This is a genomic window from Mycobacterium sp., from assembly GCF_049683355.1.
Lineage (GTDB): Bacteria > Actinomycetota > Actinomycetes > Mycobacteriales > Mycobacteriaceae > Mycobacterium.
Genome location: NZ_JBAUJB010000122.1, coordinates 34,307 through 53,633 on the forward strand (window position 1 = coordinate 34,307; position 19,327 = coordinate 53,633).

A 19,327-nucleotide genomic window follows, 5' to 3' on the forward strand; every position below is an offset into this window, starting at 1 on the left:
AGAGAAGAGGGCAGAGGTAGTCGCATGAGCATCACCACGAAATTCACCGAGACCTTCGGTGTCGAGCACCCGATCGCGCAGGGCGGTATGCAGTGGGTCGGCCGCGCGGAACTGGTTGCCGCCGTATGACGAGTACCGCCAGGTGATCGTCGACGCGGGCATCAAGATCGTCGAGACCGCAGGTTCCAACCCGGCGCCGCACCTGCCGATGTTCCACGACAACGGCATCAAGGTGTTGCACAAGTGCACGTCGGTGCGGCACGCGGTGAAGGCGCAGAGTCTCGGCGCCGACGGCATCAACATGGGGTCGCGGTTCATGTGCACGGTGGAGTCGTGCATCCATGACAACGTCAAGGAAGCCATCGTCGCCGGTGACGAGCGGGGGACCGAGTTGATCTTCCGCAGCCTGCACAACACCGCCCGGGTGGCCTCGAACGCGGTGTCGCGTGAGGTGGTGGAGATCATCGAGGGTGGCGGTCAGTTCGACGACGTCAAGGATCTTGTCGCCGGGGTGCGCGGGCGCAAGGTGTTCGACGACGGCGACATCGGCGCCGGCATCTGGACGGTGGGCACGGCCATGGGGCTGATCAACGACATCCCGGCGGTCGGCGATCTGGTCGCACGCATTGTCGGCGAGGCCGAGAGCTTGATCAGCGGGCGACTGGCGGACATGGTGGCGGCGGCCGCGGAGAAGGCTGCTGTATAGCCGGTAGATGCGACGGAGACGTCGGGGCGCATCCACACGGAGCGCGCGCCGGCGTCCGGCAACCGATCAGCGAGGAACGCGCGCCCCGGTGGGGCGCGCGTTTTTCACACTGCGGTGGGTAGGGCGTGCTCGTCGTCGAGCTGCTCGGCGGTGACTCCCTCTACCAGGACATCGCCGTGGTAGAGAGCCTCGAAGTCAACCTTGATGACATCAGCACTGGTGTCGTCGATCCACATGTACTGAACAGTAACCACGCCCATTAAGGAATCTGTGAGCCGCGATTCGGAAAATGGTGGCAATCCTTACCGCTCGGTAGGGTCGCCGATCTACCGACGGGTAGCCCTCACGGAGTCGGTGTCGTGAGGTGGATCGGATTGACGCCGTACAGCGCGACCCAGGTCGGCACCGCCGCCGCGAACGCAAGGACCAGCAGCGCGACGGCGACCCGCTGCGGCCAGTGCGAACGGCCGAAGGCCAGGCGGTCGACGGAGTAGCCGCCCGCCCCGGTGAACAGCAGCGCGAGCGCGCCGACCCCGATCAGGAACGGGATGTTGAACGGTTCGGACCAGAAAGCCGTGCCGGAGACGTTCACCGCCCACGCGCAGAGCATGGAGCTGACCGCGGCACACGCCGCCAGCGGGGTGAGCGCCCCGACCAGCAGTCCGATGCCGCCGAGCGCCTCCGCCGCGGTCACCATGAACGCCGCGAGCTTCGGCAGCCGCCAGCCGGCATCGGCCATGAACTGGGACGTGGTGGAGAAGTCGAAGGCCTTGATCAGCCCGGCCTGCAGGATGGCTGCGCCCACGCCGAGTCTCAGCAGCAGTAGGCCGATGTCGCCGCCGACAGAGGTCGAGGGGGGTCGCTTGTTCGGTCGTCATCGTGGACGAATCTATCGCCGGAGCCTGATTCTGTGCAGCGCGCTGGTTCATGATCATGTCGACTCGACACCACGCCCAAAGTCATCGCCGCGCCATTGACCCACTAACGTATCGTTGATAACTTAGCGACGATATCCAAGGAGGGGTTCTGTGCTCCAGCGCATCGCTTCGACGGCCATCGCAGCACCCCGGCGCATTCTCGTCGCCGCGCTGCTGCTGATGATCGGCTGCGGAATCTTCGGCGTCCCCGTGACGCAGCATCTGTCCGCCGGCGGCTTCCAGGATCCGACGTCGGAGTCGGCCAACGCCACCGCGCTGCTGGTCGACAAGTTCGGCCAGGGTGACATGGAGCTGGTGATCAGCGTGACCTCCGCGGATGGCGTCGAGGGAGCCGCGGCAACGGACGCCGGCACCGACATCGCCGCCCGGCTGGAGCGCTCCCCGTACGTCGCGAACATAACTTCGGCGTGGACGGCGCCGCCCGCCGCGACCCCCGCACTGATCAGCGAGGACGGCAGGACCGGCCTGATCGTGGCGGGCATCACCGGCGGCGAGAGCGCCGCCCAGCGGCACGCGAAGGAACTGACCGACGAACTCGTCTACGACCGGGACGGGGTCACCGTGCGGGCCGGCGGCGTCGCGATGACGTACGTGCAGATCAACACCCAGAGTGAAAAAGACCTGCTGACGATGGAAGCGATCGCGATCCCGCTGAGCTTCGTCGTGCTGGTGTGGGTGTTCGGCGGGTTGCTCGCTGCCGCGCTGCCGCTGGCTGTCGGCGCGTTCGCGATCCTGGGCTCCATGGCGGTACTGCGCGCCGTCACGATGGTCACCGACGTCTCGATCTTCGCGCTGAACCTGACGATCGCGATGGGCCTCGCGCTGGCGATCGACTACACGCTGCTGATCATCAGCCGATACCGCGACGAACTCGCCGACGTCGGCGGCGTGGTCGGCTCCGCCGATCGTGAACGCGCGTTGGTGCGCACCATGGTGACCGCGGGCCGCACCGTGCTGTTCTCGGCGATGACGGTCGCTCTGGCCATGGTCGCGATGGTGCTGTTCCCGATGTACTTCCTGCAATCGTTCGCCTACGCGGGCATCGCCGTGGTCGGGTTCGCGGCGGTGGCGGCCATCGTGGTGGCACCGGCCGCGATCGTTCTCGCCGGCGACCGGTTGGACTCGCTGGATGTGCGCAAGCTGCTGCGGCGCATCTTTCGTAGGCCCGAGCCTGCTCCAAGGCCGGTCGAGCAGATGTTCTGGTACCGATCGACGAAGTTCGTGATGAGGCGGTCGGTGCCGATCGGGTTCGCGGTCGTTGCGCTGTTGGTGCTGCTCGGTGTCCCGTTCCTCGGCGCCAAATGGGGCTTTCCCGACGACAGGGTGCTTCCCGAGTCGGCCTCGGCGCGCCAGATCGGTGACGCGCTGCGGGAGGACTTCGCGGTCGACTCCTCGACGAACGTCACTGTCGTGCTGCCGAGCACAGAGGGGGTCAGCCGTGGCGCGCTCGACGACTACGCCGCCGAACTGTCCCGCGTCGAGGACGTCACCTCCGTCTCCGCGCCCGGCGGCACGTTCGTCGACGGAACAGTGGTCGGTCCGCCGGCGGCTGCCGCCGGTTGGACCGACGGCAGCGCGTTCCTCACCGTGGCCAGCTCGGCGCCGCTGTTCACCGACGCTTCCGAGGCCCAGCTCGACCGGTTGCACTCGGTGGCGCCACCCGCCGGTCAGCAGGCGCAGCTGACCGGCCTCGCCCAGATCAACCGGGACAGCGCCGGCGCGATCACGTCCCGGCTGCCGATGGTGCTCGCCATCATCGCCGTGATCACGTTCGTGCTGCTCTTCCTGATGACCGGAAGCGTGGTGCTGCCGCTGAAAGCGTTGGTGCTCAACGTCTTGTCGCTGACCGCGGCATTCGGCGCCCTGGTGTGGATATTCCAGGAAGGCCACCTCGGAGCACTGGGCACCACACCCACCGGCACCCTGGTGGCCAACATGCCGGTGCTGTTGTTCTGCATCGCGTTCGGCCTGTCGATGGACTACGAGGTGTTCCTCATCTCGCGGATCCGGGAGTACTGGCTCAAATCCGGGCAGACCGCCGCGGACAACGCCGAGAGCGTGGCCCTCGGACTTGCCAGAACCGGCCTTGTCGTCACCGCAGCGGCACTGGTGATGTCGATCTCTTTCGCGGCGTTGATCGCGGCTAAGGTGGCGTTCATGCGGATGTTCGGTGTCGGCCTCACGCTGGCGATCCTGGCCGACGCCACGCTCGTCCGGATGCTGCTGTTGCCGTCCTTCATGCACATGCTGGGTCGCTGGAACTGGTGGGCTCCCAAACCGCTGGCCCGTTTGCACGAACGAATCGGCTTCAGCGACAACGTCGACGACGATCGAGTGCCGGGCCCGCCTCCGGCCGGTGAACGCGTCGCCTCGGGACGAGAAGCCGGTTAGCATGACCGTCCAGCGCCTGCGGCGGCACCGTGCCCCCCGGGGCTCGGGCGATCAGCTCAGAGAAGAGATCCTGAGCGCCACCACCGATCTGCTGTTGGAAACCGGTGATGCGAAAGCAGTTTCGATCCGGTCGGTGGCCGAACGGGTCGGGGTCACCCCGCCGTCGATCTACCTGCACTTCGCCGACAAGGACGCGCTGTTGGACGCGGTGTGCGTGCAGTACTTCGAGAAGCTCGACGCAGAGATGCAGGAGGTCGCCGGTCACGCAGGCCAAGGTGGCGGCGCGTCCACGGTCGACGTGCTGCGGGCCCAGGGATTGGCGTACGTGCGCTTCGCGCTGAAAACCCCTGAGCTGTACCGCATTGCGACCATGGGGGAGGGACACCCCGGAAGCGACGTCGACACGACACTGAACATCTCGGCGTTCGTCCACATGCGTGCGTCGGTGCAGGCTTTGATCGACCAGGGAATCTATCCTCCGGGCGATGCCACGATGCTCGCTCTGGAGCTGTGGACCGCAGCGCACGGGGTCGCGGCGATGCTGATCTCGCGTCCCTATCTGCCGTGGGGCGATGTCGAGGAGTTCGCCGATCGTGTGTTGCGCGCGGTGTGTTTCGGGCACGTCGTGTCCGGGGCCATCCGTCCGTCCGACTCACCATGCGAGATGGTGACCTGGCTGAAGGAGATCGTTGATGAGCGACACCGTCGATAACCCGTTCTTCGCACGGCTGTGGACGGCGATGTCGGCGCGAGAGCCCGAATCGCTGCGCCGCCTGCGGCGGGAGAACCTGGCCGGGCTGTCGGGCCGCGTCCTGGAAGTCGGGGCCGGCACCGGCACCAACTTCGAGTTCTACCCTGACACCGTCACCGAGGTGGTTGCCGTCGAGCCCGAGCGCCGGCTCGCGGTGCTGGCCGAACGTGCCGCGTCGACCGCCCCGACACCGGTCACGGTCGAAGCCGAGACCGTGGAGAAGTACCTCGGCGGCGGGCAGTTCGACGCGGTGGTGTGCTCGCTGGTGCTGTGTTCCGTCGACGATCCGGAACAGGTGCTGAGGCAGCTGTTTTCGGTACTGCGTCCCGGCGGTCAGCTGCGCTACCTCGAACACGTCGCCGGCACCGGGGCGCGCGCTCGCCTGCAGAGGTTCGCCGACGCCACGTTCTGGCCGAGGCTTTTGGGCAACTGCCACACCCACCGGCACACCGAGTCGACGATCGTCGGCGCCGGATTTCAGGTGACCGGGGCCCGCCGTGACTGGACGTTTCCCGCCTGGGTGCCGGTGCCGGTCGCCGAATTCGCGATCGGCGTCGCGGTCAAGCCTGCCTGATCGCGGAGCCCCCTCAGCCGAGCAGGGCCGGGAGCCGCTGCAACAACCCGGGCAGCACGGTGGCCGCCGACTCCCGCAGCGTCACCGTCGCGCTCCTCGATAGCGGGGTGGGCTCGGGATTGACCTCGATCACGGGGGTGCCGTTGGCCACTGCCAACTCCGGAAGTCCGGCCGCCGGGTAGACCACCGACGACGTGCCGACCGCCACGACCAGGTCGGCGCCGACCACGGCGTCAACCGACTGCTGCCACGCGTCGTCGGGCAGCGCCTCGCCGAACCACACCACATCGGGCCGGATCAGCCCACCGCATTCGCAGTGCGGCGGCACCACCGATTCGGCCGGCTCCGGCATGGCCGGCACCTCGCCCGAGTACGCGGATTGGCATTCGTCGCAACGGAAAGCGAACAGGCTGCCGTGTACGTGGTACACCTGGCTGCTGCCGGCGCGCTCGTGCAGGTTGTCCACGTTCTGCGTGACGACGTGCACGTCGGCGTAGTCCTCCCACGCCGCGACCGCGCGGTGGGCATTGTTCGGCGCGACGGCCCGCATCATGTGGTGACGCCACAGATACCAGGCCCACACCCGTTCGGGGTGCTCGCGCCAGCCCTCCGCACTGGAGATCTCGTAGGGGTCGACCTTGGCCCACAAACCCGTCTCGATGTCGCGGAACGTCGGCACTCCGCTCTCGGCGGAGATCCCGGCTCCGCTGCATACCGTCACCTGCACCCCACCAAACTAGCCGCTGTGGGTGATACTGGGCACGTGGCCGAGTTGGGGGATTGGGTACGCGTTGATCCGCACGCTGCCAGGCCGCTGTTCGACCAGCTCAGATCGCAGATCATCGACGGTATCCGAGACGGGGAGCTCACTCCGGGCACCCGGCTGCCGACGGTCCGCGAGCTGGCGGGTCAGATCAACCTGGCAGTCAACACCGTGGCGCGCGCGTACCGAGAGTTGGAAGCAGCGGGCATTCTCGAAACGAGGGGACGTTTCGGCACTTTCGTGGCGCGTTCGGATCCGGCCGACGCCGCGATGGCCACCGCAGCGAACACGTACGTTTCCGCGGCGCGGGCGCTCGGTATCGACAAAGGCGAGGCGCTGCGCTACGTGGAGACGGCCTTCGGCTGATCAGCCGAACTCGAGCAGGGTGGTCACCGGCCGTATCGGGTCGAGCAGCGGGGTGCGCTGCACCGTCCAGAGCAGTGCGTTGAGCAGCGCTCCACGGGCCCGCTCGGCCGGCACGTCGTGCACCGCGCGTACCCCGGGAACGGTGTTGACCAGGTCCGCGGCCTCGGAGACCGACAGCGTGAACGGCATCGGCGGCACCCGGTAGCGCAGGGACGTCCGCACTCCGCGTCGCGCCAGCGCGGCGAAGGCCGACGGCGGCAGGTCGAACATCATCCGGCCGCCGGGGAACCGTGCAGCGCACTCGGTGATCAGCGCGACCGCCTGCTCGGGCTGCAGGTACATCAACAGCCCCTCGGCGGTGATGAAGACGCCGTGCTCGGTGGCGACCTTGTCCATCCAGCTGAAGTCCAGCGCCGATTGCGCGAACATCTCCACCCGGTCGGACGAGGGCAGTAGCTTGCGGCGCAGTTCGACCATCGGGGGCAGGTCGACGGTAAACCAGCGGAAGTCGTGACCCACGTCGGCGGCGTCCAGGCGGAAGAAGCTCGTCTGCAGACCTTCGGCGAGCGCGACCACGGTGGCCCTGGGGTGGTCGAGCAGGTATCGGCGGGCCTGTTTGTCGAAGGCCAACGCGCGCAACGCGATATCCTGGCGCCGGGTGAACCCGAACTTGGCGAAGTCGTACTGGATGGAGTCGACGAGGTGGATCGCCATCGGGTCGTCGAGGATGCCGTCAGGCCGCCTGGCCTCGGACGCGCGGACCAGCAGCGTCATCAGCGCCGTCTCCGGCACCCCGGTCAGATCGACGGTGTGCTTTGCAGTCATCGGTAATTCATCTCCGCTCCGCGCTGTCGGCGCAGTACTTTGTCGAGGGTGCGCAGGTTGCGCGTGGTGGTCGACGACTTGTAGCGCTTCTTGCCCATCGTCTTGCCGATGGTGCTGTCGAGGGTGCCGGCGCGGGGCACCTGCCAATAGAGCACCCCGGACCCGGCTTCGATCTTCTCCCCGGCGCCGGCCCGGTCGGTGAGCTCAGTGAGTTCGCGCAGCACGGTCTCGTCGCTGACGAACGTGACGTAGGAGTGATGGCCCTCGACCTCACGCTCGAACGGGTACGCCGCCGAAATCTCTGCGATCGCGTCCATTTCGTAGCACAGCACCCAGGCGTCGTAACCGAATTCGTCACGCAGAGCCTGCTCGGCCTTCTTCCTGACGGCGGCCACCCCGGATCGGCTGTCGAGCAGCGCGTTGCCGCTCGCCAGGATGGTCGTGACGTCGGTGAACCCGGCGTCCTGCAGCGCCTCGGCGACATCGGCCATCTTGAGGTTGACGCCGCCCACGTTCACCCCACGCAGGAACGCGGCGTAGCGCGTCATCAGCCGAACTCCAGCAGTGTGACGCTCGGCCGGATCCGGCGCAGGAGGCCGCGGTCGAGCGTGGGGCGGGAAACGATTGTGAACCAGCCCCGGCCGGCGGGAAGTCTGACGTCGTGCGCCGCGCGCACCCCGGGGACGCTGCCGGCCAGCGCGACACCTTCGTCGGCACTCAGGGCGAACGGCATCGGCGGTGCGGCGTAGCGCCTGGAGAGTTTCAGCCCCCGCAGGGTTCGGCCACTGAACCAGTGGGGAATGGAGTCGAACATCATGGCGCCACCGGGGAAGCGCTGCGCGCAGTCGCCGATGAGCCCGAGCGCCTCATCCGGCTGCAGGTACATCAACAAACCCTCGGCGGTGATGAACACCCCGTGCGTGGCGTCCACGCGATCCATCCAGCTACGGTCCAGGGCCGACTGCGCCAGCCCGACGATGCGCTCCTCGGCGGGCAGCAGCTGCGCACGCAGCTCCATGACCGGCGGCAGGTCGATGGAATACCAAGTGGAGTCGGTGCTGAGATAGTCGCGGGCCAGCCGCCAGTAACTGGTCTGCAAACCCTCGGCCAGTGCCACCACCGAGGCCTTCGGATGGGTGCTCAGGTACTCGCTCGTCGCCGCGTCGAACGCCTTGGCCCTCAAGGCGTGCACCTGACCGGGCCGGCCGAACTTCTCGTAGTCGTAGGCGATGGCGTCGAGGAGCGTGATCGCCCACGGATCTCGAATCAGCCCGTCGGAACGCTTGGCCTCGACGGCGCGGTTGCGCAACGTCCACAGCGTCGTGGCGGACACACCGTCGAGGACGTCGCCGGCGATTACATGGTTACGGGCCATCTGTTCGATCATCCCAGACGGATGAGAGTCGTAGGCTCGTGTCATGACGCGCGATGTCTTCGACGACAAGCTGCTGGCGGTGATCGCCGGAAACTCGCTGGGCGTGCTGGCCACCATCAAACGGGACGGGCGGGCGCAGCTGTCCAACGTCTCCTACCACTTCGATCCGCGGGCGCTGACCCTCTCGGTGTCGATCACCGAGCCCAGGGCCAAAACCCGCAATCTGCGACGCGACCCCCGGGCAGCGCTGCACGTCAGTTCCGATGACGGGTGGTCCTACGCGGTGGCCGAAGGAGACGCTGAGCTCACCGCACCGGCGGCCGACCCGGGGGACGACACCGTCGAGGGGTTGGTCGCGCTGTACCGCGAGATCTCCGGCGAGCACCCCGATTGGGAGGACTTCCGCAGAGCCATGGTCGACGATCGGCGGGTGCTGATGACTCTGCCCATCTCACACGTCTACGGCATGCCGCCGGGACTGCGTTGAGGCGCTAGGCTGCGGTCATGGCATCCACGGAGTCGGCAGGGTCTCAGGAGTCTTCCGAGGACGACACCAAGCGCAAGTTTCGCGAGGCGCTGGAGCGCAAGAAGTCCAAGTCGGCCTCCGGCTCCGCGCACACCGACATCGGCGCCAAACAGCCCCGGGCGCACGGGCCGCTGGAGAGCCGTCGCGAATTCCGTCGCAAGAGCGGCTGACCGGGCCCGAACCTCAACTGCCGACGAGCTGCCTCTCGACGGCGTTGCGGCGGGTCTGCCGCAGAATGGCGGCCAGGCACACGGCGGCGAGGACTGCGACTGCGACCGCAAAAGCCACCCCGGATGTCTGCAGGCCCCACGCCTGCGCAGCGAAGCCCTCACCGACCACCGGTAGCGCGATCGCCACGTAGGCCACGACGAAGTACGTCGAACTGACTTCGGCGCGGCGGTCCGGCGGGGTGTGCTCGGCGACGGCCGCCAGACCTCGGCTGAAGCTGATGCCCTGGCCCGCGCCCGCGACGACGGCGGCGGCGATCAGGCCCGGCAATGACGAGAAGTGCAGTGCCCCAGCGAGAATCGTCATGCCGACGATCAGGATCGCGCAGCCGGCCGCCACTGCCCGCTGCGGGTTCATGGACCTGGCGGCGAGCTGGGAGACCGCCGACGACATGAAGATCGACGACGCGATCAGCCCCGCTAGCGCGTGGTTCTCGATGCCGACGACCTCGGCCAGGAACGACGGGGCGATGCCGGCGAACAACCCGGTGACGGCGAACCCGGCGAAGGCGGCCAGGGCTGCCACCACAAAAACCGACCGAGCCTCCGGGGGGATCGACAGCCGCTGCACGCCCAACCGGCCGGTGCGCGGTGACGTCTCGGGCACCGCCAGCACCGCGACGGCGGCGACCGCGGTCAGCACCAGGTGCACCACGAAGCTCAGGTCCAGCGGCCGGGGTGCGTACTGGACCAGGACGCCGGCCAGCAGTGGACCGGCGCCGAGCCCACCGATGTTGGCGACCGTGGCGACTGCTGCGGCCCTCGAACGCCAGGCCGGCGGTGCGGCCTCGATGACGGCGGCGGTGGCGGTCCCCGTGAAGATCCCCGCCGACAGGCCCGACAGCACCCGGCCGATCAGTAGTTCGGGCACCGAATCGGCGAGGACGAACACCACGGCGCTGACCACGGCGAACCCGAGTCCGGCCAGCAGGACCGGCCGTCGACCCAGCACATCGGACCAACGACCGAAGGCCAACAGCGCGAACAGCACCCCGCCCGCATACGTCGCGAAGATGACGGTCGTCGTCAGGACATGGAACTGCAGTTCGTCGGCGAACAACGCGTACATCGGTGTCGGCAGCGTGGTGCCGACCATGATCGCGGCGAACACGTAGGCCAACAGGGCCATCGGGTAGCGGGTTCTCGGCACGCTGTGTGTCAGCGGCACCCGCCCGCCGGTTATTCCGCCGGAACGGTATTCCAGCAGGCGATTCGCGAGTCGCGGCCTGCTGGAATACCGTTTCGGCAAGAAGCGGCGCCTAGTGGGCAACCGCCTTCTCGGCACCGATCCCGGTCAGTGACCGCACCTCCATCTCCGCGGCGACCTTCGGATCCTCGTCGTCCGGCGACGTCAGGGTGCCGACGATGCCCAGGATGAAGGCCAGCGGGATCGACACGATGCCCGGGTTGGCCAGCGGGAAGAGGGAGAAGTCGACGCTGCTGATCATCGACGTCGGCCCGCCTGACACCGCCGGGGACAGCACGATCAGCACGATGGTCGAGATCAGGCCGCCGTACATGCTCCACAGCGCGCCGCGGGTGTTGAACCGCCGCCAGTACAACGAGTAGACGATCGTCGGCAGGTTCGCCGCCGCGGCGACGGCGAAGGCCAGGGCCACCAGGAACGCGACGTTCTGCCCGTTCGCCAGGATGCCGAGACCGATGGACAGCGTGCCGAGAACTACCGCGGTGATCCGGGACACCCGTACCTGTTCGGCTTCGGTGACCTCGTGGCCCTTGCGGATCGTGGCGTAGATGTCGTGGGCGAACGAAGCCGACGCGGTGATGGTCAGACCGGCCACCACCGCCAGGATGGTGGCGAACGCCACCGCCGAGATGACACCCAGCAGGATCACGCCGCCCAGTTCGAACGCCAGCAGCGGGGCCGCCGAGTTCACTCCGCCTGCGGCGCCGAGGATGCGGTCCGGACCGACCAGCGCCGCCGCGCCGTAGCCCAGCACCAGCGTGAACAGGTAGAAGGCGCCGATCAGAGCGATCGCCCAGACCACCGAGCGCCGTGCTTCCTTGGCGGTGGGCACCGTGTAGAAGCGCATCAGCACGTGCGGCAGACCCGCGGTGCCGAGCACCAGGGCGATGGCCAGGGAGATGAAGTTGATCTGCGAGGTCAGCGAACCTCCGTACTGTGCGCCGGGGGCGAGCACGTCACGGTCGGCCACCCCTGCCGTGGTGGCGCCGCTGATCGCCGACTGTGCGGCGCCGAGGATCTCGGAGAAGTTCAGCCCGAACTTGGCGAACACCATGATGGTCATCAGGCCGGCACCCGCGATCAGCAGGACCGCCTTGATGATCTGCACCCAGGTGGTGCCCTTCATGCCGCCGACCAAGACGTAGACGATCATCAAGATGCCGACGACGGCGATCACGACGGACTGGCCCGACCGGCTCTCGATGTTGAGCAGCAGTGCCACCAGGCCGCCCGCGCCGGCCATCTGGGCCAGCAGGTAGAACAGCGACACCGTCAACGTGTTGGTGGCCGCCGCCAGGCGTACCGGCCGCTCTTTGAGTCGGAAGCTCAACACGTCGGCCATCGTGAACTTGCCGGTGTTCCGCAGCAATTCGGCCACCAGGAGCAGTGCGACCAACCACGCGACGAGGAAGCCGATCGAATACAGGAAGCCGTCGTAGCCGTAGACCGCGATGGCACCGGCGATACCGAGGAAGCTGGCCGCCGACAGGTAGTCGCCGGCGATCGCGATGCCGTTCTGCGTTCCCGAGAATCCGCGCCCGCCGGTGAAGAACTCCGCGGCGGTGGCGTTGCGCTTGCTCGCCCGGATCACCACCGCCATCGTGACGATGACGAACAGGCTGAAGATGCCGATGTTGGCGATCGGGTTGCCGACCGTCTCGGATTGAGCCAGAAGCGTGGTCATTTGATCTCACTCTCCAGTTCGGCGCGGATCTTGCTTGACCGCGGATCGAGTTCGCGGTTGGCGAACCGCACGTAGATTCCGGTGATCACGAAGGTCGAGAGGAACTGGCCCAATCCGATGATCAGGCCGATGTTGATGTCCCCCCAAACCCGCGTGCCCATGAAGTCGCTGGCGAAGGCGCCGAGGGCGACGTAGAGGGAGTACCAGAGCAGGAAGATCGCTGTCATGGGAAATACGAAGCGGCGCAATCTACTTCGAAGCTCCTGAAACTCGGGACTGGCTTGGACTTCCAGATAGCGTTCGCCGCTGATCGCTTCCGGGCGAATGGGAGAATCTGTCTCGGACACCTTGATCTCACGCTCCTGACTGAGTGAACCGGTACTGCGGTGAACCTAGTTGAGATGTGGGTCACATACCCAGGCCTGATGCAGGTCACACGCTGAGGCCGGGAGTGGCTGCGGTGAACGGTCGATCGCCGACGACGAACGGTGAGAGGCCCTCAACCCACCCTGGGCATGCGCTCGATGCCCATGCCGAGATTCTCGGGTACGTGCATCCGCGCGAAGGTCTGTGCGACGTCGGACGGCACAGTCGCGCGGGTGGCGCGGCTGACGACGATCATCGTCGCGAAAGCCAGCGGGACGCTGATCGCCGCCGGGTACCCGATCAGGACGGCGGGCCACCCGCCGATCGCGTCTTCGTCGATTCCGCCGGCCACCGCGACGGTCACCGCGCCACCGGACAACAGCCCGCCCACGACCAGGCCGCACGTCGCACCCATCGCAGTCAGGCCGCGCCACCAGATGCCCAGCACGAGCAGCGGGCACAGCGTCGACGCCGCGACGGCGAACGCGAGGCCGACACTGCGGGACAGCTCCAGTCCGCCGGAGACGGCCAGCGCCAACGGAATCGGGATCAGTCCACCGACCACTGCGGCCAGCCGGAAATCGCGGACCCGGCCGGGCAGCACATCGGTGGCCAGTGCACCCGCGAGGCTGACCAGCAGGCCGGACGACGTCGCCAGGAACGCCGCGATGGCGCCGGCGGCGACCAACGCGGCCAGCATTTGGCCGACGGGGCCGGCGATCGCCGAGGACGGCGCCAACAGCACTGCGGCGTCCGCGGTCCCGGTGATCAACAGCTGCGGAACGTAGAGCCGGGAGAAGATCCCCAACAACGTCGGGAACAGATAGAACAGTGACAGCAGCGCGATCACCGCCAGCGCGGTGCGACGTGCGGCCCGGCCGTCGGGGTTGGTGTAGAAGCGCACCAGCACGTGTGGCAGGCCCATGGTTCCCAGAAACGTGGCCACCATGGTGGACAGCACTTGGTACAACGGGTGGGGGCCACCGAGGCCGCCGCCGGAGGAGATCCAGTCGGCGCCGGCGGCGGGGGTGCCCGCTAACACCGGTGTCGCCGCACCCGCCGCCAGCGTCAGCGTGCTGCCCGCGCCGAGGGTGTGTTCGCCGGCCCACCCGACGGGCGCCCTCTCGACGCGGCGACCATCGAGCGAGCCCGTCACCGTGATCCCGGCGGGCTCGGAGACTCCGACGACCACATCGGTCTCGACGGCCACGGTGGTGGCTTGCTGCACTGTCGGAGGCAGCGGGCCACCGAGTTCGCCGCCCCGGTCGGTCAGGAACAGCGCGGTCAGTGCCAGCGCCGGGATCGCGACCGCGGTCAGCTTGAGCCAGTACTGGAACGCCTGCACGAACGTGATCGAACGCATGCCGCCGGCAACCACGTTGGTGATCACGATGGCGCCGACTGCCAGCGGACCCACCCACACCGGTAGGCCCAGAAGCGTTTTCAGCGTCAGGCCGGCGCCCTGGTACTGCGGCACCAGATAGAAGATGCAGATGACGACGACGACGACCATCGCGACCCTGCGCAGCCGTGCCGACCCGAGACGGAACTCCGCGAAGTCGGGCACCGTGTAGGCGCCCGACCGTCGCAGCGGTGCCGCGACGAACAACAACAGCCCGAGATAGCCCGCGGTGAAGCCCACCGGATACCACAGGGCGTCGGCGCCGTATTTGGCGATGAGTCCGGCGACACCGAGAAACGATGCGGCCGAGAGATATTCACCCGATATCGCGGCGGCATTCCACCGCGGGCCCACCGTGCGTGACGCGACGAGGAAGTCGGAGGTGGTGCGCGAGAATCGCACACCATAGACGCCGATCGCCACGGTGGCCACTGCCGCGGCGAGCAGCGCGAAGGCCGTCAGCGGCTCGCCGGTCATGGCTCCGCGTCGACGACGCCGACGAAGTCGCGTTCCGCCTGCTCGGCCAGCCGGACGTAGAACCAGCCGATGCCGTACACCAGCGGATAGGCCAGACCGGCGAGAATCAGCCAGTTCAGCCGGATACCGAACACCATGACGGCCGCCAGATCCGGGAAGGCCGCGTTGAACAACGGGATGGACCCGATGAGCAGCACCACAACCCCGGCCAATCGCAGAGCCAGGCCCAGCTGGGCTCGCACCAGCCCGCGTACCAGTGCGTCGCCGACCTGTGTCTGCTCCTGGACCTCCACCCGGGTGCGGACCATTCGCGCGCCGCGACGGTGGGCGAGCACCACACGCTGGCGCTGTGGACCGCCGGCACTAGTCATCGTTGCTCCCGGTGGGTCTGAGATTGCGCATCGGGTTCCGCACCACCCGGTCGCGCAGTTCGCGGGCCTGACGGCGGCTGACGGGGAGCTCGACAGCTGGTGATGCGCCGTTGGCTCGCAACCGCACCAGAACGGCGCCGTCGGTGGACCGCAACCCGGTCACCAGTCGCAGCGCGACCAGGTACGAGCGATGCACCCGCTGGAAACCGTGATCGCGCCATCGGGTTTCGAGCGTGCCGAGCGGGATGCGCACCAGATGTGAGCCCGACGTCGAGTGCAGTCGGGCGTAGTCGCCCTCGGCTTCCACCCAGCCGATGCTGTCGCGGGGCACCAGATGGGTGACGCCGCCCAGTTCCGCGGGAATCACGTCGGACTCGGTTTCCCGGACGTCGTTGCTCTCGGCAGGCTGTGCATCGGTGGGCGAGGTGGTCTGCGCTGACATGACCCGACGGACCGCTTCGTCGAGGCGGTCGTCGCGGATCGGTTTGAGCAGGTAGTCGACGGCGCCCACGTCGAAGGCCGCCACGGCCTTGTCGTCGTGGGCGGTGACGAACACGATCGCGGGCGGTTGGGAGAAGTTCGTCAGCACCCCGGCCAGTTCGATACCGGAGAGGCCGGGCATGTTGATGTCCAGGAACACGGCGTCGATGTTGCGTGCGTTGAGTTCCCGCAGCGCCGACGTGGCGTCACCGGCGCGGAGAACCTCGGCGATGTCGGGGTGCCGGCCGAGCAGGTAGGCCAGTTCATCCAGGGCCGGGGCCTCGTCGTCGACGGCGAGAACGGTGAGTGGTTTCACCGTCACCCTCCCGCCCCGAATGCGGCTCCACTGGCCCGGACACCCGACCGGAACTTCGGCACCCTCATCAGGACCTTGGTGCCTGCACCGATCGCGGTTTCGACCATCAGACCGTAATCGTTGCCGAAGGCCGCGCGCAGCCGATGGTCCACATTGGTCAGGCCGACGTGCGCGGAGTTCCCTTCGGCGATCGGCACGCCGTCGGAGAGGGGGTCGCCGGGACCGGTCCGCAGCGCGTCGGGGTCGATTCCGACCCCGTCGTCCTCGACCGTGATGACGCAGTCGGAGCCCTCGTCGCGGGCGATGAGTTCGATGGATCCACCGCCGCGTCCGGCGAAGCCATGCCGAACGGCGTTCTCCACCAACGGTTGTAACGCCAGGAACGGGACCACGACGTTGAGGACCTCCGGCGCCACCTGCAGCCTCACTTTCAGAGCCGTGCCGAATCGGGCCCGTTCCAGATTGAGGTAGCGGTCGATGTTGCGAAGCTCGTCGGCCAGCGTGGTGTACTGCCCGGCGGCGCGGAACGAGTAGCGGGTGAAGTCGGCGAACTCGAGGATGAGCTCCCGGGCACGGTCGGGATCGGTGCGGACGAACGAGGCGATCGTGTTGAGCGCGTTGTAGATGAAATGTGGACTGATCTGCGCGCGCAGGGCCAGCACCTCGGCACGGTCGAGTCGGGCGCGGGAGGCATCGAGTTCCGCGAGTTCGATCTGGCTGGCCGCGTAGCGGGCCACCTCGCCGAAGGCGCCCAACATCCCGGGTGCGGGGGAGCGCGTCGTCACCACGACGAGTACGCCGAGCATGTCACCGATCTCGGCCAGCAGCGGCTGCGCGACGACGGTGGCGGCATTGGCGTGCGCCAGCACCCGGCGTTCTCCGGAGATCGACTGTTCCGCAGCGCCGTCGCAGGCCTCGACGATGACGTCGTCCCAGATCACGTCATCGGCGGGGTCGCGGGCGAGGAGCTGGCCGTCGCTGCTGAACAGGGCCAGCCCGCTGGTACCGGTGAGCCCCCGGAGGAACGGCGCGGCCGTCTCCGCGGAGTCGGTGTCGAGGCCCTGACGCAACGCACGAGCGGCCAGTGACGCGGTGTGCAGCGCGGCGTGGACGGCGCGTTCGGTGGGGGTGGCCACGACCCGCCTGGTGCGCACGGCGAGTACCGCCGCGGCCACCGCTGCCAGGATCAGCGCGGCCGTCAGTGCTATCGCGAGCTCGCCCGACATGTCACCTTCTGTGCAGTTGTGGCCACCTTAAACCGGTGGTGTGGCGAAACTGCGGTAGTTCAACACCCGGTGGCCGGCTCGCCCGTCACTACTGAACGGGGCACGCGTACTTCGTGGCCACTTCCATCACCCGCTGCTGCGCTCCGGGGCCGATGACCCCTTGAGCGGCCAGTTCCAGACCGATGTATCCCGGGATGCCGCCGATACAGGCCTGATGGGCAACCCGCCACGCGGTGTCCGGGTTCAGGTTGTAGCCGTTGCGTTGCAGGCCTTGCATGTATTCGTCGAACGCCGGTGTGCCCTGGTCCGGCACCGCGTGGGCGGTGCCGGCCAACACCATTGCGGTAGCGAGCGCCGCGGCGAGGGGTGCGATCACCCGTCTCATGTCCGTCTCCTCAGGGGTGTATCACCGGTTGTCGTCTTTACGATTGCACACCGCAGCGACACAGACCTGCGAACCGAACCGACCCGATCACTCCGCCCCGGGTCGTCCTAGACTGGCGGGGTGCCCACGTTGCAGCTGGTCCAGGATCCGGAAGCCGACGCACTGCTGGAAGCGAACCCATTCGCCCTGCTGGTCGGAATGCTGCTCGACCAGCAGATTCCGATGGAGGTGGCGTTCGGTGGGCCGAAAAAGATCGCAGATCGGATCGGTGGCTTCGACGCCCGGGTGATCGCCGACTACGACGCCGAGGAGTTCGCCGCGTTGTGCTCGCAAACGCCTGCGATACACCGGTTTCCGGGCTCGATGGCCAAGCGGGTGCAGGCGCTGGCCCAGGTGATCGTCGACGAGCACGACGGCGACGCCGCTGCCGTCTGGTCCGACGCTGCCGACGGAAAGGAAGTGCTGCGCCGGCTCAAGGCGCTGCCGGGATTCGGTGAGCAGAAGGCGAAGATCTTCCTCGCGCTGCTGGGCAAGCAGTACGGGGTGACGCCGAAAGGCTGGCGCACCGCTGCCGGTGACTACGGCAAGGCGGGCACCCACATGTCGGTGGCCGACGTGTTGGACGCGGGCTCGCTACAGAAGGTGCGTAGCTACAAGAAGGAAGCCAAGGCCAAGAACAAAGAGGCCAAAGCTGCGAAGGCCTGAGCGTCCGCGGTCACGCTCCGTGCGCAGTCTCGCCGTGATGGACCGCGTCGAGGGCGGCCAGGTCGCTGAGCACCTCGGCCACCACCCGTCCGGTGGCGGTGGCCGTGTCGAGCCCGTTCTGCAGACAGCGCAGCATGATCCCGCGGGTGGCGAGGTCAGCGACCGTCTGGGTGACCTCCGCGGCGGAGCGGCCCAGCTTGGTGAGTGCGACGACGACCACGGAGTCACCCGGGCGGGCGTAGCTGCGCAGGGCCAGCAGTCCCGGGCGCATCTTGTCGGCGGATCCTGATGCCCTGTCGGTGAAGATCCGGCGCGGGTCCACTCCCGCGGCCGTGAGCTCGGCGACCTGATCCTCGAGGTCCCGGTCGGTCCCTGTGGCCGTTGCGTAACCCAACGTCACCGTCACCGTTCCAAGGTCTCACGACCTGCGGCCCAGGTATCACAGGCACGCCGTCGCGCCGGCCGGAGGAACCGATCCCGGCCCATACGGACGTCGCGGCTGTGTCATTGTGAACGTATGAAGACTCACCTGAACTGCCCCTGCGGCGAAGCGATCACCGGCAAGGACGAGGACGAGCTGGTGGAGAAGGCACAGGCTCATCTGTCCGAGGTGCATCCCGGCCGCGACTACGACCGCGACGCCATCCTCTTCATGGCCTACTGATCAACGCGAAATAGCATTCCGGGTCGTGATTTCGGGACGAACAACGACCCGGAATGCTATTTCGCGGCGGGGCGCGGCCCATTTCGGCGCGTGGTGGAGGTCAGGGGACGACGGTCGAACCGATCGTCGGCATGAACTGACACTGCTTCTCGGTGGTGGTCACCTGGCCGAAGATCGTCGACATGATGCTGCCCGATCCGGTGTCGGCGATGGCGGTGAGCGTGGTCGGCCCCGCCGGGTTGATGTCCGACCTCGGGGTGAGCGTCGCGCTGCCGGACTTGCCGGTGCTCAGGTTCACCCAGGTGACGTTGAGGGGCAGCTTCTGCTCGGCGGCGGGGCCGGGGGTACCGATCGCGGTGAACACGTAGGCGGTCTGGCCGGGTCCGGGACCCGGGGTGGGGATCTTCGCGGGTCCGGCGACCGAGATCGCGGTGGCCAGGACGTTTCCGCCGTCGGCCAGGCAGCCGTTGCTGATCGACGGATACAGGAAGTCCTGGGTGACGGGCGCATCCGGCCCGAAAGCGGGTGTACCGGCGGGCGCCGCGCCGTCGGGTCCGGGTGCAGGAGCGGGAGCGGGAACCGCCTCGGGCGCGGGCGCGGGG

The 19,327-nt window shown here is 67.8% G+C and carries 24 protein-coding genes and 1 pseudogene; 9 read left to right on the forward strand and 16 right to left on the reverse strand.

The window, feature by feature from the left end:
• Positions 1 to 24 precede the first annotated feature (24 nt).
• Positions 25 to 706: pseudogene (locus WA944_RS07795) on the forward strand (NAD(P)H-dependent flavin oxidoreductase).
• A gap of 104 nt (positions 707 to 810) precedes the next feature.
• On the opposite strand, the gene WA944_RS07800 reads toward WA944_RS07795, so the two are convergent.
• Both WA944_RS07800 and WA944_RS07805 read right to left on the reverse strand, forming a co-directional pair.
• Positions 811 to 942 (reverse strand): hypothetical protein, encoded by a 132-nt coding sequence (locus WA944_RS07800; protein ID WP_159234564.1) that lies wholly within the window; start codon positions 940 to 942, stop codon positions 811 to 813.
• A gap of 107 nt (positions 943 to 1,049) precedes the next feature.
• The gene (locus tag WA944_RS07805; RefSeq protein ID WP_526374341.1) at positions 1,050 to 1,538 is read right to left on the reverse strand and encodes a DoxX family protein; all 489 of its coding nucleotides are present in this window, start codon (positions 1,536 to 1,538) and stop codon (positions 1,050 to 1,052) included.
• Between the two features lie 196 nt (positions 1,539 to 1,734).
• Between WA944_RS07805 and WA944_RS07810 the strand changes: the two genes are divergently transcribed.
• Genes WA944_RS07810 through WA944_RS07820 form a run of 3 tightly spaced genes read left to right on the forward strand, consistent with a single transcriptional unit; the run spans position 1,735 to position 5,360 of the window.
• Positions 1,735 to 4,035 carry an MMPL family transporter gene (locus WA944_RS07810; RefSeq protein ID WP_526374320.1) on the forward strand — a complete coding sequence of 767 codons (2,301 nt, stop codon included), beginning with the start codon at positions 1,735 to 1,737 and terminating at the stop codon, positions 4,033 to 4,035.
• A gap of 1 nt (position 4,036) precedes the next feature.
• A complete protein-coding gene (locus WA944_RS07815; protein ID WP_526374319.1) occupies positions 4,037 to 4,747 on the forward strand; it encodes a TetR/AcrR family transcriptional regulator in 711 nt (236 codons plus the stop codon).
• On the forward strand, positions 4,728 to 5,360 hold the full coding sequence (locus WA944_RS07820; protein ID WP_526374318.1) for a class I SAM-dependent methyltransferase: 633 nt from the start codon (positions 4,728 to 4,730) through the stop codon (positions 5,358 to 5,360). The genes WA944_RS07815 and WA944_RS07820 overlap by 20 nt, the downstream gene beginning before the upstream one ends.
• A gap of 13 nt (positions 5,361 to 5,373) precedes the next feature.
• On the opposite strand, the gene WA944_RS07825 is transcribed toward WA944_RS07820, so the two are convergent.
• Positions 5,374 to 6,087, reverse strand: coding sequence for an SIR2 family NAD-dependent protein deacylase (locus tag WA944_RS07825; RefSeq protein ID WP_526374317.1), 714 nt, complete (start codon positions 6,085 to 6,087; stop codon positions 5,374 to 5,376).
• 36 nt (positions 6,088 to 6,123) lie between these two features.
• Here WA944_RS07825 and WA944_RS07830 point away from each other — a divergent pair, with 36 nt between their 5' ends.
• Positions 6,124 to 6,489, forward strand: a complete 366-nt coding sequence (locus WA944_RS07830) for an Rv1152 family transcriptional regulator (protein WP_526374340.1) — start codon at positions 6,124 to 6,126, stop codon at positions 6,487 to 6,489.
• Here the strand turns inward: WA944_RS07830 and WA944_RS07835 are convergent, their stop codons facing one another.
• From WA944_RS07835 to WA944_RS07845, 3 genes are read right to left on the reverse strand one after another with little or no spacing between them, the layout of a single operon-like run.
• On the reverse strand, positions 6,490 to 7,314 hold the full coding sequence (locus WA944_RS07835; RefSeq protein WP_526374316.1) for a class I SAM-dependent methyltransferase: 825 nt from the start codon (positions 7,312 to 7,314) through the stop codon (positions 6,490 to 6,492).
• A complete protein-coding gene (locus WA944_RS07840) occupies positions 7,311 to 7,862 on the reverse strand; it encodes a DUF1697 domain-containing protein (RefSeq protein ID WP_526374315.1) in 552 nt (183 codons plus the stop codon). Before WA944_RS07840 ends, WA944_RS07835 begins: the two co-directional genes overlap by 4 nt.
• The gene (locus WA944_RS07845; RefSeq protein WP_526374314.1) at positions 7,862 to 8,734 is read right to left on the reverse strand and encodes a class I SAM-dependent methyltransferase; all 873 of its coding nucleotides are present in this window, start codon (positions 8,732 to 8,734) and stop codon (positions 7,862 to 7,864) included. The genes WA944_RS07840 and WA944_RS07845 overlap by 1 nt, the downstream gene beginning before the upstream one ends.
• Between WA944_RS07845 and WA944_RS07850 the strand changes: the two genes are divergently transcribed.
• Both WA944_RS07850 and WA944_RS07855 read left to right on the forward strand, forming a co-directional pair.
• On the forward strand, positions 8,733 to 9,176 hold the full coding sequence (locus tag WA944_RS07850; RefSeq protein ID WP_526374313.1) for a PPOX class F420-dependent oxidoreductase: 444 nt from the start codon (positions 8,733 to 8,735) through the stop codon (positions 9,174 to 9,176). The two genes, WA944_RS07845 and WA944_RS07850, sit on opposite strands and share 2 nt — an antisense overlap.
• Before the next feature lie 17 nt (positions 9,177 to 9,193).
• On the forward strand, positions 9,194 to 9,385 hold the full coding sequence (locus WA944_RS07855) for a DUF5302 family protein (RefSeq protein ID WP_526374312.1): 192 nt from the start codon (positions 9,194 to 9,196) through the stop codon (positions 9,383 to 9,385).
• Between the two features lie 13 nt (positions 9,386 to 9,398).
• Here WA944_RS07855 and WA944_RS07860 read toward each other — a convergent pair whose 3' ends face one another.
• The 8 genes from WA944_RS07860 to WA944_RS07895 form a co-directional block, all read right to left on the reverse strand.
• Positions 9,399 to 10,571 carry an MFS transporter gene (locus WA944_RS07860; RefSeq protein ID WP_526374339.1) on the reverse strand — a complete coding sequence of 391 codons (1,173 nt, stop codon included), beginning with the start codon at positions 10,569 to 10,571 and terminating at the stop codon, positions 9,399 to 9,401.
• Between the two features lie 130 nt (positions 10,572 to 10,701).
• Positions 10,702 to 12,333 carry a monocarboxylic acid transporter gene (locus tag WA944_RS07865; RefSeq protein WP_526374311.1) on the reverse strand — a complete coding sequence of 544 codons (1,632 nt, stop codon included), beginning with the start codon at positions 12,331 to 12,333 and terminating at the stop codon, positions 10,702 to 10,704.
• Positions 12,330 to 12,680 carry a DUF485 domain-containing protein gene (locus tag WA944_RS07870; protein ID WP_526374310.1) on the reverse strand — a complete coding sequence of 117 codons (351 nt, stop codon included), beginning with the start codon at positions 12,678 to 12,680 and terminating at the stop codon, positions 12,330 to 12,332. The genes WA944_RS07865 and WA944_RS07870 overlap by 4 nt, the downstream gene beginning before the upstream one ends.
• 152 nt (positions 12,681 to 12,832) lie before the next feature.
• Positions 12,833 to 14,578 (reverse strand): sodium/solute symporter, encoded by a 1,746-nt coding sequence (locus WA944_RS07875; protein ID WP_526611561.1) that lies wholly within the window; start codon positions 14,576 to 14,578, stop codon positions 12,833 to 12,835.
• Positions 14,575 to 14,949, reverse strand: coding sequence for a hypothetical protein (locus tag WA944_RS07880; protein WP_526369472.1), 375 nt, complete (start codon positions 14,947 to 14,949; stop codon positions 14,575 to 14,577). Before WA944_RS07880 ends, WA944_RS07875 begins: the two co-directional genes overlap by 4 nt.
• The gene (locus WA944_RS07885; RefSeq protein WP_526369486.1) at positions 14,942 to 15,745 is read right to left on the reverse strand and encodes a LytR/AlgR family response regulator transcription factor; all 804 of its coding nucleotides are present in this window, start codon (positions 15,743 to 15,745) and stop codon (positions 14,942 to 14,944) included. Before WA944_RS07885 ends, WA944_RS07880 begins: the two co-directional genes overlap by 8 nt.
• 2 nt (positions 15,746 to 15,747) lie before the next feature.
• Entirely contained in the window at positions 15,748 to 16,971 is a 1,224-nt protein-coding gene (locus tag WA944_RS07890) for a sensor histidine kinase (RefSeq protein WP_526369474.1), read from the reverse strand.
• A gap of 88 nt (positions 16,972 to 17,059) precedes the next feature.
• Entirely contained in the window at positions 17,060 to 17,356 is a 297-nt protein-coding gene (locus WA944_RS07895; protein ID WP_526369476.1) for a DUF732 domain-containing protein, read from the reverse strand.
• Positions 17,357 to 17,476: 120 nt separating this feature from the next.
• Here WA944_RS07895 and WA944_RS07900 point away from each other — a divergent pair, with 120 nt between their 5' ends.
• On the forward strand, positions 17,477 to 18,061 hold the full coding sequence (locus WA944_RS07900; RefSeq protein ID WP_526369478.1) for an HhH-GPD-type base excision DNA repair protein: 585 nt from the start codon (positions 17,477 to 17,479) through the stop codon (positions 18,059 to 18,061).
• A gap of 10 nt (positions 18,062 to 18,071) precedes the next feature.
• Here the strand turns inward: WA944_RS07900 and WA944_RS07905 are convergent, their stop codons facing one another.
• On the reverse strand, positions 18,072 to 18,467 hold the full coding sequence (locus WA944_RS07905) for a recombinase family protein (protein WP_526369480.1): 396 nt from the start codon (positions 18,465 to 18,467) through the stop codon (positions 18,072 to 18,074).
• Positions 18,468 to 18,578: 111 nt separating this feature from the next.
• Here WA944_RS07905 and WA944_RS07910 point away from each other — a divergent pair, with 111 nt between their 5' ends.
• Positions 18,579 to 18,725 carry a DUF1059 domain-containing protein gene (locus tag WA944_RS07910; protein ID WP_526369482.1) on the forward strand — a complete coding sequence of 49 codons (147 nt, stop codon included), beginning with the start codon at positions 18,579 to 18,581 and terminating at the stop codon, positions 18,723 to 18,725.
• Between the two features lie 100 nt (positions 18,726 to 18,825).
• Here WA944_RS07910 and WA944_RS07915 read toward each other — a convergent pair.
• A partial coding sequence (locus WA944_RS07915; RefSeq protein WP_526646679.1) for an Rv1157c family protein occupies positions 18,826 to 19,327 on the reverse strand: 502 nt, incomplete at its 5' end.

Coding starts and splice junctions, on each gene's coding strand:
- WA944_RS07910 (WP_526369482.1), top strand. CDS start 18,579: ATGAAGACTCACCTGAACTGCCCCTGCGGCGAAGCGATCACCGGCAAG.
- WA944_RS07815 (WP_526374319.1), top strand. CDS start 4,037: ATGACCGTCCAGCGCCTGCGGCGGCACCGTGCCCCCCGGGGCTCGGGC.
- WA944_RS07850 (WP_526374313.1), top strand. CDS start 8,733: ATGACGCGCGATGTCTTCGACGACAAGCTGCTGGCGGTGATCGCCGGA.
- WA944_RS07880 (WP_526369472.1), bottom strand. CDS start 14,949: ATGACTAGTGCCGGCGGTCCACAGCGCCAGCGTGTGGTGCTCGCCCAC.
- WA944_RS07845 (WP_526374314.1), bottom strand. CDS start 8,734: ATGACACGAGCCTACGACTCTCATCCGTCTGGGATGATCGAACAGATG.
- WA944_RS07865 (WP_526374311.1), bottom strand. CDS start 12,333: ATGACCACGCTTCTGGCTCAATCCGAGACGGTCGGCAACCCGATCGCC.
- WA944_RS07835 (WP_526374316.1), bottom strand. CDS start 7,314: ATGACTGCAAAGCACACCGTCGATCTGACCGGGGTGCCGGAGACGGCG.
- WA944_RS07820 (WP_526374318.1), top strand. CDS start 4,728: ATGAGCGACACCGTCGATAACCCGTTCTTCGCACGGCTGTGGACGGCG.
- WA944_RS07800 (WP_159234564.1), bottom strand. CDS start 942: ATGTGGATCGACGACACCAGTGCTGATGTCATCAAGGTTGACTTCGAG.
- WA944_RS07840 (WP_526374315.1), bottom strand. CDS start 7,862: ATGACGCGCTACGCCGCGTTCCTGCGTGGGGTGAACGTGGGCGGCGTC.
- WA944_RS07875 (WP_526611561.1), bottom strand. CDS start 14,578: ATGACCGGCGAGCCGCTGACGGCCTTCGCGCTGCTCGCCGCGGCAGTG.
- WA944_RS07890 (WP_526369474.1), bottom strand. CDS start 16,971: ATGTCGGGCGAGCTCGCGATAGCACTGACGGCCGCGCTGATCCTGGCA.
- WA944_RS07855 (WP_526374312.1), top strand. CDS start 9,194: ATGGCATCCACGGAGTCGGCAGGGTCTCAGGAGTCTTCCGAGGACGAC.
- WA944_RS07860 (WP_526374339.1), bottom strand. CDS start 10,571: ATGGCCCTGTTGGCCTACGTGTTCGCCGCGATCATGGTCGGCACCACG.
- WA944_RS07895 (WP_526369476.1), bottom strand. CDS start 17,356: ATGAGACGGGTGATCGCACCCCTCGCCGCGGCGCTCGCTACCGCAATG.